The 16,175-nt window shown below is 74.0% G+C and carries 14 protein-coding genes; 10 read left to right on the top strand and 4 right to left on the bottom strand.

Annotated features, from left to right (window positions below; genetic code table 11):
- Window positions 1–267: 267 nt before the first annotated feature.
- The 10 genes from ACFVXG_RS04810 (at window position 268) to ACFVXG_RS04765 (ending at window position 11,564) form a co-directional block, all read left to right on the top strand.
- Window positions 268–3,321: a hypothetical protein gene (locus ACFVXG_RS04810; RefSeq protein WP_387924349.1), complete on the top strand. Its 3,054-nt coding sequence runs from the start codon at window positions 268–270 to the stop codon at window positions 3,319–3,321.
- Window positions 3,322–3,433: 112 nt separating this feature from the next.
- Complete coding sequence (locus ACFVXG_RS04805; protein WP_101948289.1) at window positions 3,434–3,511, top strand: putative leader peptide; 78 nt, start codon at window positions 3,434–3,436, stop codon at window positions 3,509–3,511.
- Between the two features lie 258 nt (window positions 3,512–3,769).
- Window positions 3,770–4,297 (top strand): cysteine dioxygenase, encoded by a 528-nt coding sequence (locus ACFVXG_RS04800; RefSeq protein WP_387924347.1) that lies wholly within the window; start codon window positions 3,770–3,772, stop codon window positions 4,295–4,297.
- Window positions 4,291–4,680 (top strand): rhodanese-like domain-containing protein, encoded by a 390-nt coding sequence (locus ACFVXG_RS04795; protein ID WP_387924345.1) that lies wholly within the window; start codon window positions 4,291–4,293, stop codon window positions 4,678–4,680. Before ACFVXG_RS04800 ends, ACFVXG_RS04795 begins: the two co-directional genes overlap by 7 nt.
- Before the next feature lie 311 nt (window positions 4,681–4,991).
- Complete coding sequence (locus tag ACFVXG_RS04790; protein ID WP_387924343.1) at window positions 4,992–6,116, top strand: ABC transporter ATP-binding protein; 1,125 nt, start codon at window positions 4,992–4,994, stop codon at window positions 6,114–6,116.
- Entirely contained in the window at window positions 6,106–6,774 is a 669-nt protein-coding gene (locus ACFVXG_RS04785) for an ABC transporter permease (protein WP_188303439.1), read from the top strand. Before ACFVXG_RS04790 ends, ACFVXG_RS04785 begins: the two co-directional genes overlap by 11 nt.
- The gene (locus ACFVXG_RS04780; protein ID WP_387924341.1) at window positions 6,771–7,448 is read left to right on the top strand and encodes an ABC transporter permease; all 678 of its coding nucleotides are present in this window, start codon (window positions 6,771–6,773) and stop codon (window positions 7,446–7,448) included. Before ACFVXG_RS04785 ends, ACFVXG_RS04780 begins: the two co-directional genes overlap by 4 nt.
- Before the next feature lie 50 nt (window positions 7,449–7,498).
- Entirely contained in the window at window positions 7,499–8,467 is a 969-nt protein-coding gene (locus tag ACFVXG_RS04775; protein ID WP_387924339.1) for an ABC transporter substrate-binding protein, read from the top strand.
- A 124-nt stretch (window positions 8,468–8,591) separates the two neighbouring features.
- The gene (locus tag ACFVXG_RS04770; protein WP_387924337.1) at window positions 8,592–9,146 is read left to right on the top strand and encodes a hypothetical protein; all 555 of its coding nucleotides are present in this window, start codon (window positions 8,592–8,594) and stop codon (window positions 9,144–9,146) included.
- 675 nt (window positions 9,147–9,821) lie between these two features.
- Window positions 9,822–11,564 (top strand): glycosyl hydrolase family 18 protein, encoded by a 1,743-nt coding sequence (locus ACFVXG_RS04765; RefSeq protein WP_387924336.1) that lies wholly within the window; start codon window positions 9,822–9,824, stop codon window positions 11,562–11,564.
- Window positions 11,565–11,703: 139 nt separating this feature from the next.
- Here the strand turns inward: ACFVXG_RS04765 and ACFVXG_RS04760 are convergent, their stop codons facing one another.
- The 4 genes from ACFVXG_RS04760 to ACFVXG_RS04745 form a co-directional block, all read right to left on the bottom strand.
- Window positions 11,704–12,921 carry a multidrug effflux MFS transporter gene (locus ACFVXG_RS04760; RefSeq protein ID WP_387924335.1) on the bottom strand — a complete coding sequence of 406 codons (1,218 nt, stop codon included), beginning with the start codon at window positions 12,919–12,921 and terminating at the stop codon, window positions 11,704–11,706.
- 310 nt (window positions 12,922–13,231) lie between these two features.
- Entirely contained in the window at window positions 13,232–13,714 is a 483-nt protein-coding gene (locus ACFVXG_RS04755; protein ID WP_387924332.1) for a hypothetical protein, read from the bottom strand.
- 453 nt (window positions 13,715–14,167) lie between these two features.
- Window positions 14,168–15,046, bottom strand: a complete 879-nt coding sequence (locus ACFVXG_RS04750; RefSeq protein ID WP_387924330.1) for an alkaline phosphatase family protein — start codon at window positions 15,044–15,046, stop codon at window positions 14,168–14,170.
- A gap of 338 nt (window positions 15,047–15,384) precedes the next feature.
- Entirely contained in the window at window positions 15,385–16,173 is a 789-nt protein-coding gene (locus ACFVXG_RS04745) for an ATP-grasp domain-containing protein (protein WP_387924328.1), read from the bottom strand.
- Window positions 16,174–16,175: the final 2 nt, after the last annotated feature.

Genomic DNA, 16,175 nt, shown 5'->3' with positions numbered 1-16,175 from the left:
CCCGGGTGGGATGAATGGCTCATCTACCCCGTTGGTGACCTCCTTACCCATTCGAGTGAAAGCGGGCACCGGGGGTGCGGAATCGGCCACGACGGGGTAGAACGCGCCTGAACGGTGCGACAGATCGTCATCTGACGCCCGTACGGGGCGACTTCGGTGATCATGCGTTGATCATGCGGCTGGCCGTGCAGCCGGTCACGCACTGATCATCCGGGGTCGGACGCGGGGATCGACGGTCGGCCGGGGGCCGAACGGGGGGTGGTACTGATGACAACAGCGACGGACGAGCGCGCGGAGCGCACGGCGGGTGCGTCGGCACCGGCGGAGCGGTCGCCGGCCCTGCCCGCCTGGGCGGGCCTGCTGCTCGCCCTGGGGGCCCTGCTGCCACTCGCCCTCGGCCTCCTCCTGTCCTCGGGGCGGGCCCCGGGGGCGCGGCTGACCGCCCTGCAGCTGGCCGGCTCCCGGGCGGCCGCCGAGGCCGTGGTCGGCGAGCACTCCGCGGCGTACCGGGCCGCCCTGCGCGCCGAGCTCTGGCTGATCGGCGGCTACGGGCTGACACTGCCAGCCGCGGCGCTGCTGGGCGGGTACGTCCTCGGCCGGCGCCACCGGCTGGGCCCGGCCCTGGTGGCCGGGGCCGGCGGACTGCTCGCCGCGGGCTGCGACCTCGGCGCGAACCTCCTGCTGCGCCCGGGGCTCGAGCACGCCGGCTCCGACACCCCCTTCGCGGTGGCGGCGGCGCTCACCACCGTCAGCCGGCTGCTGATCCTGCCCGCCGGGGTGACGGCGGCGGGCCTGCTCGCGGTGACGGCCGCCCGCGCCGTCCGCGGGCTGCGGCCCGCCACGGCGAAACCCGGGGGCGACGCCGACCCCGACCGCCCGGCACTGATACCGCCCTGGCCCGTCCTCACCCGGCACGGCCGCACGCCGCACGGGTCACGGCACGAGCCACCGCAGCGGGAGGCGCCGGTCGCCGACGCCCCCGGCACCCCCGACGCCCCTGACACCCCCGGTGCCCCCGGTGCCCCCGGTGCCCCCGGTGCCCACGCCCACTGGCGGGACGCCGGCCGGGTGCCGCCCGGCCGCGAGCCCGCCGAACTGGGCTTCTGCGCCTCGGGCGGCGGCATCCGCTCGGCCTGCGTCACGCTCGGCGCGCTCCAGGCGCTGCGCCCGTGGCTGAAACGGGCGCGCTACCTGGTCTCCGTCTCCGGCGGCGGCTACACCGTGGGCGCGCTGCAGCTCGCGCTCAGCGACTCCGCGCCCGGCAGCCCGGTGCACGCCGTCTCGGGGCTGACGGCCGACACGGTGATGGAGCCCGGTTCCCCCGAGGAGGACCACCTCCGCCGCCACAGCAAGTACATCGCCGACGGCACCGGCGAGTGGCTGGTCGCCCTCGGGACGCTGCTGCGCGGCGTGCTCTCGGCGCTCACCCTGCTGCTGGCCGCCGTCCTGGTGCTCGGCCTCGGCCTCAGCCGCTTCTACCACGCCGTCCCGCTCACCGACCTGGACGCGCTGGCCGCCGCCGGACTGCGCCACCCGGGCGCCGTGCCGGGCGGGTTGGAGTTCCACGCACCCGCACTGGCCGCCCTCGGCGTCCTGCTGGCCGCAGCGGCCTGCTGCTGGCTGCTGTGGCTGCTGGCCTTCCCGCCGCTCGGCTGGCACGCGCTGCTGCCGCGCACGCTGCGCCGGCTCAACTACGCCGCGCTCGCGCTGGCCGGGCTGCTGGCCCTCGGGGTGCTGGCGGTGCCGGGGCTGGCCTGGGGCGCGGTCCGGCTCCAGCAGGCCCTGGCGGCCGGCCCGCAGCTGACCGGCGCCGGGCTCAGCCTGACCGTGGTACTCAGCTACCTCGCCCTGCTGCTCGGCATACTCTGGCGCGACCGCCGGACGATCGGCCGCGGCGTGCGCGCGGCCGCCGGGGCACTGCGCGGCGCGGGCCGGATCGGCGGCGGGCTGACCGCCAACCTCCCGCAGTACCTGGTGGTCTGGGCCGCCCTCGGCACCCTGACGGCGGGCGCGCTGCTGGCCCTCGGCTGGGCGGTCGCCACCGGGTACGCCTGGCCGACGGCCGTCCAGGTGCTGCTGCCGCTGGTGCTCGGCGCGGTCGGGCTCAACCTCGACCAGACCTGGATGAGCCTGCACCCGTTCTACCGGCTGCGCCTGGCCTCGGCGTTCGCCGTCCGCCGGGTCACCGAGGGCGGCCGCTCGCTCGCCCGCCGGTACGACTTCTACCGGGAGCAGACCTGGCTGAGCCACTACGCCGCCCGGCACCCCGACTTCCCCCAGGTGATCTTCTCGGCGGCGGCCAACCTCTCCGGCAACTCCCGTACGCCGCCCGGCCGTCGGGCGGTCTCCTTCTCGCTCTCGTACGACTACGTGGGCGGCCCGGACGTCGGCTACGCGCGCACCGACCTGCTGGAGCGGCGCACCCGGCGGCACATCGCCCGGGACCTCACCGTGCAGTCCGCGATGGCCGTGTCCGGCGCCGCCTTCTCCTCCGCGATGGGCCGCCAATCCCGGGTCTACCAGGGGCTGTTCGCGGTGACCAACGCCCGGCTCGGGACCTGGCTGCCCAACCCCGCCGAGCTCGGCCCGGCCTGGTCCGGCGCACCGGACTGGCGCCGTCCCGGGCAGCCCGCCGTCCGCCGCCTCCCGTACCAACTCCGGGAGCTCACCGGCCGGTTCCCGGCGGACGACCGCTTCCTGCTCACCACCGACGGCGGGCACTACGAGAACCTCGGGCTGGTCGAGCTGTTGCGCCACCGGGTCCGGACGGCGGTGTGCATCGACGCCAGCGGGGACTCCGGCTACGCCGCCAACCTGGCCGCAGCGATCACCCTGGCCCGCGAGGAGCTCGGCATCGTCATCACCCTGCACCAGCCGGAGCTGCTGATCCCGGGCAGCGCCACCACCGACCGCGACGGCGACACGCCCCTGCACGGGCTGGCGGCCCAGCTCTCCGACCGGCTCTCGGCCCGGGGCGTGATCACCGGGGACGTCCGCTACCCGGCCGTCGAGGGCGAGCCCGGTTCCGAGCGGCACGGCACGCTGATCGTCCTCCAGGCGGTGCTGACCGCCGACATGCCGTACGAGCTGCAGTCCTACGCGGTGGCCAACCGGGCCTTCCCGAACGACGAGACCAGCGACCAGTGGTTCGACCACCAGCAGTTCGACGCCTACCAGACGCTCGGCCGCTACCTGGGCGAGCAGGCCGGGCCGGTGATCGAACAGGCGCTGTCGGCCGCCACCCCACCTGCGGTGGTCCCCGCGCAACCGCAGGGCAGCTCTCCCACCGAGGACCGAGTCGGGGAACCGGCCGAGGGCTGAGCCGGGAAGCCGAACCGGGGCGTCGCGCCGTCCGTTCACCTGGTGAAACAGGCCGCAACAAGCGGGCGCCCCGGCTTGACTTCGTCCGACCCGCTCGGAAAGGATCCGGTGCATGGACTCCGGCACCACTCTGGTTTGCCGCCTGCACGTCGATCTGCGGCGCCAGGCGAGTTCCATCTGTGCCTGTTGACCTTGCTCCGCTCCGCCGGTTCCGCCCTGTGACCACTGCCAGGGCCCGCACCGCGCACCCGTACCCGCAGTCCTGAATCCGCCCGTCCGGCGGCACCCGCGTGTGCCGTGCCCGGTCGGGCCGGGCCGCTCCGTCGGCCCGCGCCCGTCACCGCCACGCCACAGCAGTCGCAGCCGCAGCCGCAGCCGCAGCCGCAGCCGCAGCCCGCCGGACCCGAGCGCACCCTCCCGACGTTCCCGCCGCACCCGAGGACGCCCCATGAGCCTGGACCTCGCAGCCGAGACCCCGCCCCACGCCCCCGACAAGCCCCCCGCCGACGGACCCGCCCGGGCCCCGCTCACCCCGAACACCCTGCGGACGGTGGTCCGCGAGCTGGCCGAGCGGCCCGAGCAGTGGATCCACCTGGTCCGGCTCTCCACCGAGGAGCGCTGGTACCAGCGCCTGGTCGCCGATGACGACCATGAGGTCTGGCTGATCAGCTGGCTGCCCGGCCAGTCGACCGGCTTCCACGACCACGGCGGCTCGCGCGGCGCGTTCGCCGTCGCGCTCGGCGAGCTGGAGGAGCTGTCCCTCGGCGGCCCGGAGCAGGGCCTGCTGATCCGCAGGATCCCGGCCGGCACCGCCCGCGCCTTCGGCCCGGAGTACGTGCACGACGTGCGCAACACCGCCTCCGGTCCGGCCGTCACCCTGCACGCCTATTCGCCCCCGCTCAGCTCGATGGCGCACTACGACCTGCGGGCCGGCGGGCTCGTCCGCACCTCGGAGGAAGGACCGGAACAATGGTGACCACGATCGACGACCTGGTGGAGCGGGCCCGCGAGGGCGTCCACCGGCCGCGCGCCCGGGAGGCGTACCAGGCCCAGCTGGAGGGCGCGCTGCTGGTGGACATCCGTCCGGCGGCGCAGCGCGCCGCCGAGGGCGGGATCCCCGGCTCGCTGATCATCGAACGCAACGTCCTGGAGTGGCGGCTCGACCCGACGGGCAGTCACCGCATCCCCGAGGCCTCGGGCTACGACGTCGAGGTGATCGTGGTGTGCTCCGAGGGCTACGCCTCCAGCCTGGCCGCGGCCTCGCTGCGTGAGCTCGGGCTGCACCGGGCGACCGATCTGGACGGCGGCTTCGTCGGCTGGGCGGCGGCCGGACTGCCGACCCGCCCGGGCGGCGACTGAACCGAGGTCACGCGGGGTGTCCCCGGCCGACTGAGCCGGGGTCACCCCGCGTTTCCCCGAGCAGCCGAGCCGGGAGTCACACCGCGTGTGCCCGGCGGCTGAGCCGGGAGTCACACCGCGTGCCGGGCCGTAAATCAGGGACAGGAGATGACGCAGGTCATAGGCTGATCAGAGTTTCCGCCGGTCCGAAGCTGGGCAGCCAGGCGGGCGGAAGAACGCCCGGGCGGTGAAACCGCCGCCAACCGACCGACCCGAAAGACCGACCGACACAGGCGCCGCCTCCCCGGGACGCCCTGACGAGGAAACACTCCGTGATCAGATTCGAGGGCGCCGGCAAGCGCCACCCCGACGGCACCATCGCGGTCGAGGGACTGGACCTGGAGGTCCCGACCGGTCGGATAACCGTCCTGGTCGGACCGTCCGGCTGCGGCAAGACCACCCTGCTGCGCATGGTCAACCGGATGGTCGAGCCCACCTCGGGCCGGGTGCTGCTGGACGGCGCCGACGTCGCGAAACTGGAACCCGCCAAGCTGCGCCGCGGCATCGGGTACGTGATCCAGCAGGCGGGGCTGTTCCCGCACCGCAAGGTGATCGACAACATCGCCACCGTCCCCTACCTGCTCGGCTGGGACCGCAAGAAGGCCCGGGCCCGGGCCGCGGAACTGCTCGAGCTGGTCGGCCTCGCCCCCGAGACCGCCAAGCGCTACCCGTTCCAGCTCTCCGGCGGCCAGCAGCAGCGCGTCGGCGTGGCCCGGGCGCTGGCCGCCGACCCGCCGGTACTGCTGATGGACGAACCGTTCAGCGCCGTCGACCCGGTGGTGCGGGCCGGGCTCCAGGAGGAGCTGCTGCGGCTGCAGTCCGAGCTGCACAAGACCGTGCTGTTCGTCACCCACGACATCGAGGAGGCCGTCCGGCTCGGCGACCAGGTCGTGGTGCTGCGCGAGCACGGCCGGATCGCCCAGCTGGCGGACCCGCACACCCTGCTGACCTCCCCCGCCGACGACGGCGTGGCCGCCTTCCTCGGCCGCGACCGGGGCCTGCGCGGCCTCGGCCTGCGGCCCGCGAAGGCCGTCCGGCTGCGCCCGGTCGACGAAGGACTCCGCCACGGGGGCTGGGAGTTGGCCCTGGACGACGACCGTCGCCCGATCGGCTGGATCGACCGCGCCGCCGGCGCCACCGAACTGCAGCCCGCCGCCGGCTACCGGCCGGACGCCGACACCCTGCGCGCCGCCCTGGACGCCGCCGTGCTCTCCCCCGCCGGGGTCGCGGTCGCGCTGGACGCCGACGGCCGGGCGATCGGCACCGCGAGCCGGGAGGCCGTCCTCGCCGCGCTCACGCCCGTCACCATCACCAAAGCGGGGCCGTCAGCCTCGGCGGGTCCTGCGGGCTCCGCAGACCCAACGGCCCCGGCGGACGGAGCCGACGGTGGACGATGAACCGATCGTCCGCTGGTACTGGATCGGCGACCACCTCGGCTACCTCGGCAACCTGCTCGCCGACCACGCCGTGATCGCCCTGGTCCCGGTGCTCATCGGCCTGCTGCTGGCCGTCCCGCTCGGCCTGGCCTGCGCCCGCTTCCCCCGGCTGTACCAGCCGCTGTCCGCCGTCTTCAACATCGTCTACGCGCTGCCCTCGCTGGCCGTCTTCGTGGTCCTGATCCCGTACACCGGGCTCGCCACCCAGGCGACCGTGATGATCCCGCTCACCTTCTACGCCCTCGCCGTCCTGCTGCCGACCACCGTGGACGGGCTGCGCGCCGTACCGGACTCGGTCCGGCAGGCCGCCACCGCGATGGGGTACGGGCCGTGGCACCGGCTGACCGCCGTCGAACTGCCCGCCGCCGTGCCGTACCTGATCGCCGGACTGCGGGTCGCCGCGGTGTCCAGCATCTCGCTGGCCAGCGTCGGCGCGCTGATCGGGCGCGGCGGGCTGGGCTACCTGTTCATCGACGGCTTCCAGCGCACCTTCCCGACCCCGATCGTGGCCGGGATCGTGCTGATCGCCGTCCTGGCACTGGCCGTCGACCTGCTGCTGGTGGCCGCCCGCCGGCTGCTCGCGCCGTGGGCCGTCCGGGAGCAGGGGGCGGGCTCGTGAACTGGCTGAACTGGCTGAGCGACTTCTTCTCCGACCCGGACCGCCGCAGCGGCCCGGACTCGATCGTGCACCGGGTCTCCGAGCACCTGCTGCTCTCCGGCGAGGCCCTGCTCTTCGCGGCGCTGCTCGCCGTCCCGCTCGGGCTGCTGATCGGCTACACCGGGCGCGGCGTGACCGTGGTCACCGCGCTCGCCGGGGCCGCCCGCGCCCTGCCCACCCTGGGCCTGGTCACGCTCGCGGTGCTGCTCGCCGGGGTCGGCGACACCGCCGTGCTGTTCCCGCTGGTCGCCCTGGCCGCGCCGCCGCTGCTGGTGGCGGCCGTCGAGGGGGTGCGCGGCACCGACCCGGACGTCCGGGACGCCGCGCGCGGCATCGGGCTGACCCACCCGCAGGTGCTGTTCCAGGTCTGCCTGCCGTCCGCCGCGCCGACCCTGCTGGCGGGCTTCCGCACCGCGACCGTCCAGGTGATCGCGACCGCCACGGTGGCCGCCTACGTCGGACTGGGCGGCCTCGGCCGCTACGTCATCGACGGACTGGCCACCCGGCAGTACGCGGTGACCGTGGGTGGCGCGCTGCTGGTCGTCCTGCTCGCGGTCGGCGCCCAACTGTTCTTCGCCCTGCTCGCCCGGTTCGCGCTCCCGCCCGGGGTGCGCGCCCAGCGCCGGACCCGCTGAGGCCCTCCTCTCCCATCCGCTCCGGAAGGACAACTGTCACCATGTCGACAATGAAGAGAAGCCGCCGCGTCGCGCTCCTCGGCACGCTCGCCGCGCTCGCCCTGGGCGCCACCGCCTGCGGCTCCTCGGGCAGCAGCAGCAACCCGCTCGGGGGCGGGCCGAGCGCCTCCTCCGGCGCCACGGCCGCCGGCGGCGGCGCCACGGGCGGCTCGGGCGGCTCGGGCGGCTCCGGCGGGACGGTGGTCGTCGGCTCGGCGAACTTCCCGGAGAACGTCCTGCTCGGCTCGATCTACTCGCAGGCCCTCAAGGCCAAGGGCGTCAAGGTCGAGGAGAAGTTCAACATCGGCAGCCGCGAGGTGCTCTACGGGCAGCTGCAGAGCGGCAACCTGACCGTCCTGCCCGAGTACAACGGCGCGCTGCTCGCCTACCTGGACGCCAAGAACACCGCCGTCACCACCCAGGACGTGAACGCGGCGCTGGCCAAGGCCCTGCCGGCCTCGCTGGCGGTCCTCGACTCCTCCCCCGCGGAGGACAAGGACTCGCTCAGCGTCACCCAGGACACCGCCGACAAGTACAACCTCAAGAGCATCGCGGACCTGGCCGCCAAGGCCGGCGAGTTCACCATCGGCGGCCCGCCGGAGTTCAAGACCCGCCGCGAGCAGCAGTTCAAGGACGTCTACGGGCTGACCTTCAAGGAGTGGAAGCCCACCGCCGACACCACCGCGAACGCGCTCAAGGACGGCAGCATCCAGGTCGGCAACGTGTTCACCACCGACCCGAAGATCGTCCAGTACAAGCTCGTCCCGCTGAGCGACCCGAAGAACGTCTTCGGCGCGCAGAACGTCACCCCGCTGATCAACAAGGCGGGCGTGGACGCCAACGCGACGGCGGCGCTCAACGCGGTGTCGGCCAAGCTCGACACCGCCGGGCTGACGGCGCTGATGAAGCGCGTCTCGGTCGACAAGGAGGACCCGTCGGCGGTGGCCAAGGACTGGCTGAAGGCCAACGGGCTCGGCTGACGGCTGATGGCTGACGGCGGCACGGAGGGGTTCCCTCCGGGGCCGCCGTCCGCCGTGCCGGGGCCCCTCCCGGGCGCCCGACGGGACCTTCCCTTCCGCGCCGCGGACATGACAGTGTTGCGCCATGCGCACTCGTCTCCTCGCCGCCTCCCTCACGGCACTCGCCGCGGTGAGCCTCGCTGCCTGCTCCAGCTCGGGTTCCGGCTCCAGCCCGGGCTCGGACAAGGCCACCGTCGCGGCCGGCTCCCCCACCGTCGCCGCCACCGCCACCGCCGGTGCCACCGCAGAGGCGACCGCCCCAGCGCCCACGACGGCCGCACCGTCCGCGCCCTCCGCCCCGGCCTCCGCACCCGGCTCGGACGGATCGGCCCCGGCCAAGCCCGCGCCGCCCGCCGACGCCGGACTGCCCGCCAAGCCGGACGCCGACCTGACCGGCAAGGTGGTCGCCGCACTGAACGCGATCGACCCGGCGCTCGTCGGCGGCAAGCCCGACCAGGTGGTGGAACAGGCCCGCAAGCAGTGCCAGGCGCTGTACCAGTTCCCCAAGGACAAAGCGAAGCTGGCCGAACTGGCGAGTCAGCACTTCACCTCGCCCGAGCATCCGCAGGGCTTCGGACCGGACACCGCCGCGAAGATCGACGACGCGCTGCGCGCCACCCTCTGCCCGGCGCCGCGCTGACGCCGCCCGCACCGCCCCCGAACCGCCCGGTGTCCTGAGCTCCGGGCAGCCGTGGCCGCGCCCCGCCCGCCGGGTGCGCGGCCATCGGCGTCCTCGCCCCCCGCGACGTCCGCACCGTCCTCGGAGAGCGGACTGGTTGCACCTACCGAACTCCCCTACGAGCAAGGGCGGGAGTCAGGTAGGGTCACCGCCCTGCGCAAGGTCGAGGAGGCGCTCGGCGATCTGCGGCACACCTCCCGCCGCAGCGTCCGACCCCCCTCCCCGCGAAGCCCGCAGCACTTCGCCGCACCCGGCCGCCGAACACGCCCCTTCGGCGGCCGGTGCCGTCTGCTGACGAACTATCAGGTCTCTTGACAGACCAGTGGTCTAGTCCAAACATAAGCATGTCGATCCGACCGGGATGCACTGTGGGGGTGTGACCACCGGCGGCTGAGGCACTGCCCTGCCCTGCTCCGCTCCACCCCCGCTCCGTACGGCATGCGCACCTTCGCACCGTCGCCCGCCTCCACGCGAGTCGGTGGGTTCCGCACGCCCCCGTGTCCGCATCGAATGCCCCCAGCACCGAACGCCCCGGACCAGGCGCCCGCGCGGCCGACCCCACACGGCCGTCGACGTCGGCACCCCGTGGCACGAACATCCCCAACGTCCTGCCCCACCAAGTCTGTTGGAGAATCCATGCGTCTTCGCAGAACCCTCCAGGCCGCGCTGACGGCCTGCGCCACCCTGGCCGCCTCGGCCGGCCTGGTCGCCGCCGGAACGGGCTCCGCCCAGGCCGCCACCCCGCTCCCCACCCGGGTCTTCGCGCCCTACTTCGAGTCCTGGACCGGCCAGAGCCCCGCCACCCTGGCCGCCCAGTCCGGCGCCAAGTACCTGACGATGGCCTTCCTCCAGGCCGCCACCAAGGGCTCCTGCACCCCGTACTGGAACGGCGACACCTCAAAGCCGGTGTCCTCCGCCACCTTCGGCGCCGACATCGCCACCATCCGCGCCAACGGCGGGGACGTGATCCCCTCCTTCGGCGGCTACACCGCCGACAACACCGGCACCGAACTGGCCGACAGCTGCACCGATGTCAACCAGATCGCGGCCGCCTACGAGAACCTGATCACCACCTACGACATCAGCCGGATCGACCTCGACATCGAGGACAACTCGCTGACCAACACGGCCGGCATCGACCGCCGCAACAAGGCGATCAAGCTCGTGGAGGACTGGGCCGCCGGCAACGGGCGCAACGTCCAGTTCTCCTACACGCTGCCGACCACCACCAGCGGGCTGGCCGACAACGGTCTCGCGGTGCTGCGCAACGCCGTCAGCAACAAGGCGCGGATCGACGTCGTCAACATGATGACCTTCGACTACTACGACAACGCCGCCCACGACATGGCGGCCGACACCCAGACCTCGGCACAGGGCCTCTACAACCAGCTGGCCGACCTCTACCCGGCCAAGTCCCCGTCCCAGCTGTGGGGTTCGATCGGGATCACCGAGATGCCCGGCATCGACGACTTCGGCGCGGCCGAGACCTTCACGGTGGCCAACGCGACCACCGTGTACAACTGGGCGGTGTCCAAGGGCATCAACACGCTGTCCTTCTGGGCGCTCCAGCGCGACAACGGCGGCTGCCCGGGCAAGGGCGGGGACGACTCCTGCTCCGGCCTCACCCAGAACACCTGGGACTTCACCCACACCTTCGCGCCGTTCACCAGCGGCTCGACGGTGACCAACGACTTCTCGGTCGCGGTGAACCCGAACTCCGGTACGGTGGCGGCCGGTTCGTCCGCCTCGGCGGCCATTTCGACGGCGGTCACGGCGGGGTCGGCGCAGAGCGTCAACCTCTCGGTCGGCGGCGCCCCGGCCGGCGTCACCGCCACCGTCACCCCCGGCAGCGTCACCGCCGGCAACGGCGCCACCCTGAACGTCACCACCACCTCCTCGGTGGCGCCTGGGAGTTACCCGCTGACGGTCACCGGCAGCGCGACCTCCGGGACCCACACGGCGACCTACACGCTGACCGTCACCGGCACGGCCCCGTCGACCGGCCTGGTCAACGGCGATCTGGAGACCGGCAAGCCGGCCCCGTGGACCTGCCAGAGCGGCGGCGGCATCACGACCACGCCGGTCCACTCCGGCTCGTACGCGCTCCAGGCCGCGACCTCCGCGAGCCAGACCGGCGACTGCACCCAGACCGTGACGCTCAAGCCCAACACCGGCTACACGCTCAGTGGTTGGGTCCAGGGCAACTACGCCTACCTGGGCGTCAGCGGCGGTGCCAACGCCAGCACCTGGACCATCTCCTCGGGCTGGACCAAGCTCTCCGTCCCCTTCACCACCGATGCCTCCGGCAGCGTCACGGTGTACCTGCACGGGTGGTACGGGCAGGGCAGCGTGTACGGGGACGACTTCTCGATCGCCTGACGGCGGCGACGGGGTTCCCCAGGACGGGCGACAGCTGACAGCGGGACAGCTGACGACGAACAGATGACAGAAAACAGATAACGGATAACAGCTGACAGATTTCATCATCTGTCAGCTGTTATCCGTCAGCTGTCACCCGTCACCCGGTCGCCTCCCCCGGCCGCCCCGGCCGGCACAGCGTCGCGTACGCCGCCAGCGCCAGCGCCCCGCAGCCCAGGACCACCACCGCCAGCAGCGCCGCCGACGGCCGTCCGCCCACGCTGCTCAGCGGCGCGACCACCGCACCGGCCAGGAAGTTGCCCGTCCCCAGCAGCGCCGAGGCTGTCCCCGCCGTCTGCGGCTCGACCAGGCTCAGCGCCTGCGCCGCCGTGTTCGGCAGCACCACCCCGAGGCTGCCCATCAGCACGAACAGCGGCGGGCAGAACCCGGCCAGCCCGAAGTCCCACACCGTCGTCAGCAGCACCAGCGCCACCCCGGCCGCGACCGCTGCCCCGAGCCCGGCCAGCATCAGCGACCGCGCCGTGAAGCGCGGCGCCAGCACCCGCCCGTTCACCTGGGTCATCACCACGATGGCGAGCGAGTTCAGCCCGAACAGCATGCTGTAGGTCTGCGGCGACACCTGGTAGACGTGCTGCAGCACCGTCGACGACCCGCTGATGTACCCGAACAGCGCGCCGAACGCCAGCGAGCTGGTCAACGCCAGCCCCAGGAAGGGCCGGTGGCGCAGCAGCCGCCCCATCGCACGCAACGTCGCGCCCACCCCGCCACTGCTCCGGGCCTGCGGCGGCAGGGTCTCGCGCAGCGCGCCGAACGCGGCCAGGGTGAGCAGCAGTCCGAGCGCCGTCAGGGCCCCGAAGGTGCCGCGCCAGGAGGTGAACCGCATCAGCTGCGCCCCGATGATCGGGGCGAGGATCGGCGCCAGCCCGGATATCAGCGCGATCGAGGCGAGGAAGCGCAGCATCGCCACGCCCTGGAAGCGGTCCCGGGCGACGGCCCGCCCGATGACCAGTCCCGCCGATCCGGCCGCGCCCTGGACGAAGCGGGCCGCGATCAGCACCGCCAGGTTCGGCGCGAAGACGCAGAGCACGCTGGACAGGGTGTAGACCACCAGCCCGGCGAGCAGCGGCGGGCGGCGCCCGAAGCGGTCGCTGAGCGGCCCGAAGAGCAGCTGTCCGGCCGCGACCCCGAGCATCGAGAAGGTCAGGGTGAGCTGGACGGCGGCCGGCTCGGCGGCCAGGTCGTCGGCGATCGCGGGCAGGCCGGGCAGGTAGAGGTCGGTGGTGAGCGGGCCGAGCGCGGTGAGGCCGCCGAGGACGACGACGGTGGCCCGGCCGGCGGCCGCCGACCTGCCGGTCACCGGGGCTGGGGTCGGGGCTGGGGCTGGTACGTGAGCGGTCGACGTGTCGTCGGTGGGACCGACGGTCGGGCCGGGCATGGTTCTCCTAACGGACGCGGTCAACGGACGCGGTGACGTGGGGTCGTTCGCGATCCGTCCTATCGCAGCCCGGCGGGCGCGACGACGGCAGGGGTACACCGGGACGGATCCGCCCACCGGCCGATCCACAGCACGCGCACGACGAAGGCCCGCCCGCACCTTCCGGTGCCCGGCGGGCCGTTCGTTCCCTGGTCAGGACGGCTGATCGGCGATCAGCGCCCGGTCAGCACCCTCAGTGCTTGGCGACGTGCTCGGCGCGAAGGGCCGCCTGCAGCGTCGCGCCGTCCTGCCACGCGTAGAGCTGGTTGCCGGTGAGCGTCACATTGTAGTGCCCGCAGGTGCCGCTGGCCTTGGCCGCGACGCCGTCCGGGAACCAGCCCGCCTTGAGCGAGACCGGCACCGGGTGCGGGCCCTTGCCCGGCACCCCGGTGTTGCAGCCGGCGGGCAGCCTGCCCTCGGGGAGGGTGGCCCGCAGCAGCCGGTCGTCGCCCGTGGTGGACATCAGGTACCTGACCGAGGAGGCGTTGTCGGGCAGCCAGGCCGGCATCGAGCGGCGTTCGGCCTTGGCCTGCGAGCCGCTCTCGTACGCGGCCTGCTCCTGGTGGCGCCCGTCGTACCACTCGGACACCCGCGGGCCGATTGCCACCGCTGCCACGGCGACGGCCATGCCGGTGCCCGCGACTCCCAGCGCGACCTTGCTCACGATGCCCTTCATGCCTGGCTGCCCTCTCCGTGTGCGGTGCCGATGCGTCCGGTGCGTCCGGTACGTCCGATGCTTCAGGTACTTCAGGTACTTCAGGTACTTCCGGGTACTTCAGGTGCTTCCGGTGCGGGCGGGGCCGTCGCCGGTCCGTCCGCTCCCCGTCCGGGCTGAACGGTGCGCCGTCCGGGTGTATCCATGGTGGCCCGGGCCGACCTTCCGGAGCGTCACCACCAGGTCGCGATCTTGCACCCAACCCACGGGGTACCGTCTCCACCTTCAGGCGTATGTCCGTGGGCCCGGTCCCGGAGGTACGTGCCGCTCCGGCGCTCAGGCTGCCACGCCGGGTTCGGGTACGTCCCGAGCCCCGATCGAGCCTGACTCAAGCGGGGCTCCGCCGCAGCCCGGCCTGCTGCACCCGGGGCACCGGCCCGCGGCGGGCGGGGGACGTCCGCCGCCCGGGGCGGGTCAGACGGTCGCGGGGACGGGCCGGGCGACGGGGAAGGGGCGGCCGTCGAGGGTCCAGTGCGGGTCGATCGGGCGCAGCAGCGAAGCGTACACCTGGGCGGCCACGTCGGGGTGGCGGATCTCGCCGGCGGGCGGGCCGGCCGGGATGTCGTGCCCGGCGCAGGCGACCCAGGCGGTCCGCTCCTCGACGGTGCGGCCGCCGTGGCCGCCGGCGTCGACGTGCCCGTGGTCGGTGACGACGATGACGGTCCACTGCTCCTCGGCGTAGTCCTCCCGGCCGCGGACGGCGTCGAGCAGGCGGCCGAGGCGCTCGTCGGCAGTGCGCATCGAGGCGCGGTACTCCTCGCCGCAGCCGAGGAAGTGGGCGGTCTCGTCCACGGCGCCGAGGTAGACGAAGGAGGCCTCGGGGTCGGCGGTGCCGAGGACGTGGACGGCCTCCCGGGTGACCTCCTCGTCGACGGCCTCCCAGGCCTCGGGGGTGTCCTCGGCGGGGGCCACGTAGGAGAGCCGGCCGGGGGCGCGGAACAGCGGGCCGCCGGACTCGTTGATCATCAGCGGGTCCCAGCCGGCCGCGACGAAGGTGCGGCGGCGGTCGCCGCGGTTGAGGCGGGTGGCGAAGTCGGGGAAGACGTCCAGCCGGTTGCCGCCCAGGTGGTTTCCCCACACGCCGTGCTTGGCGGGCTCGACGCCGGTCACGATGGTGGCCCAGCACGGTCCGGACATGGTGGGCGTGGAGTCCGCGACGGTGACCGGCACCAGGAACCCTGCCTCGGCGACCTCCTGGAGGTGCGGCATCGGCACCTGCTCGAGGTAGTCGTGGCGGACTCCGTCGATCCCGACCACGAGGACGCGGGGGCGGGGCCACTGGGCTGCGGACATGGTGGAGCTTCCTTTCGGTCGTGCACACCCGGCCGCGCCCGCCGAGGGCGCCGCCGACCGCGCCATGCTTCACGGCCAGCCGTACCGGGCGGCGACGGGGTGCCGAACGGCGGGTGGCCGCGGGGTGTCGGGAGGTGTCGGGAGGTGTCGGGAGGTCGACCTTCCGCGGGCGCCCGGGCGTTCGTCAACCCGTCGTCCGGGCGGAGCCCGTAGCCGTACGGAGCCCGTGGCCGTACGGAGCCCGTGGCCGTCAGCCGGGCGGAGCCCGCGGCAGTCAGCTGGCCGACCGGACGGAGCTCGCAGCCGTCAGCCGGACAACCGGACGGGGCTCGCGGCCGTCAGCCGGTCGCCGCGCGGACGAAGCGGCGGTCAGACTCCGCGAGGTCGGCGGCCGGCCCTGCCGCCCTCAGGACGACGTCCAGGGCGCGGTCCGGGTCGGCGGCGTAGCAGTTCGCGAACCAGGGCAGGTTGGCCTCGACCACGGCCCAGTGCTCGGCCGGGTCGTACGGGTCGGCGATCGGGCCGACGTCCAGCGCGACGGCGCTGGGCAGGGTGTCCCCGACGGCGTCGAGCAGGCGGCGGGCGAAGGCGGTGGCCGCGTCGGTGAGCGGCGCCGGGTCGAGTCGGCCGAAGCGGGCGTAGCGGCTGCCGGTGAGCACCTCGCCGTCGCGCAGGAACAGCCGGTACTCGGCGGCGAAGGTCACCGGCTCGCTGACCAGGACGGGGGTGTCCGGGCCGATCCGCTCGCCGGTGCGGGGCAGCCGGGAGCCGTCCGGGTAGACCGCGGGCGGGAGGGACTTGTCGGCGGGCGGCTTGACGAAGGCCGGGTGGCGCAGCGTCCAGGCCTCGGCGAGGGTGGTCAGTTCGATCCGGCGGCGGGTGAACTCCTCGGGGAGGCGGGCGAGCCAGTCGTCCTCGGGTTCGAGCAGGGCGAGCCCGAGCGGCGCCGCGATCCGGGCGGCGGCGAGCGGCCCGCCGTACCAGTGGACGGGCCGCCCGGTGAGCCGCCCGATCGTGTCCGGCCCGGCCAGTACGGCGGTGGCCAGGCCTCGGCGGGCGGCGGCCTCGGTGAGCAGGGTGGTGGTGCCGGTCGGCTGGGCGGAGGTGAGCAGGACGGGCGCGCCCATGG

This window comes from Kitasatospora sp. NPDC058162 (assembly GCF_042884005.1).
Lineage (GTDB): Bacteria > Actinomycetota > Actinomycetes > Streptomycetales > Streptomycetaceae > Kitasatospora.
The sequence above is the reverse complement of the archived record's forward strand: the minus strand, read 5'-3'. Positions and strand labels throughout refer to the sequence as shown.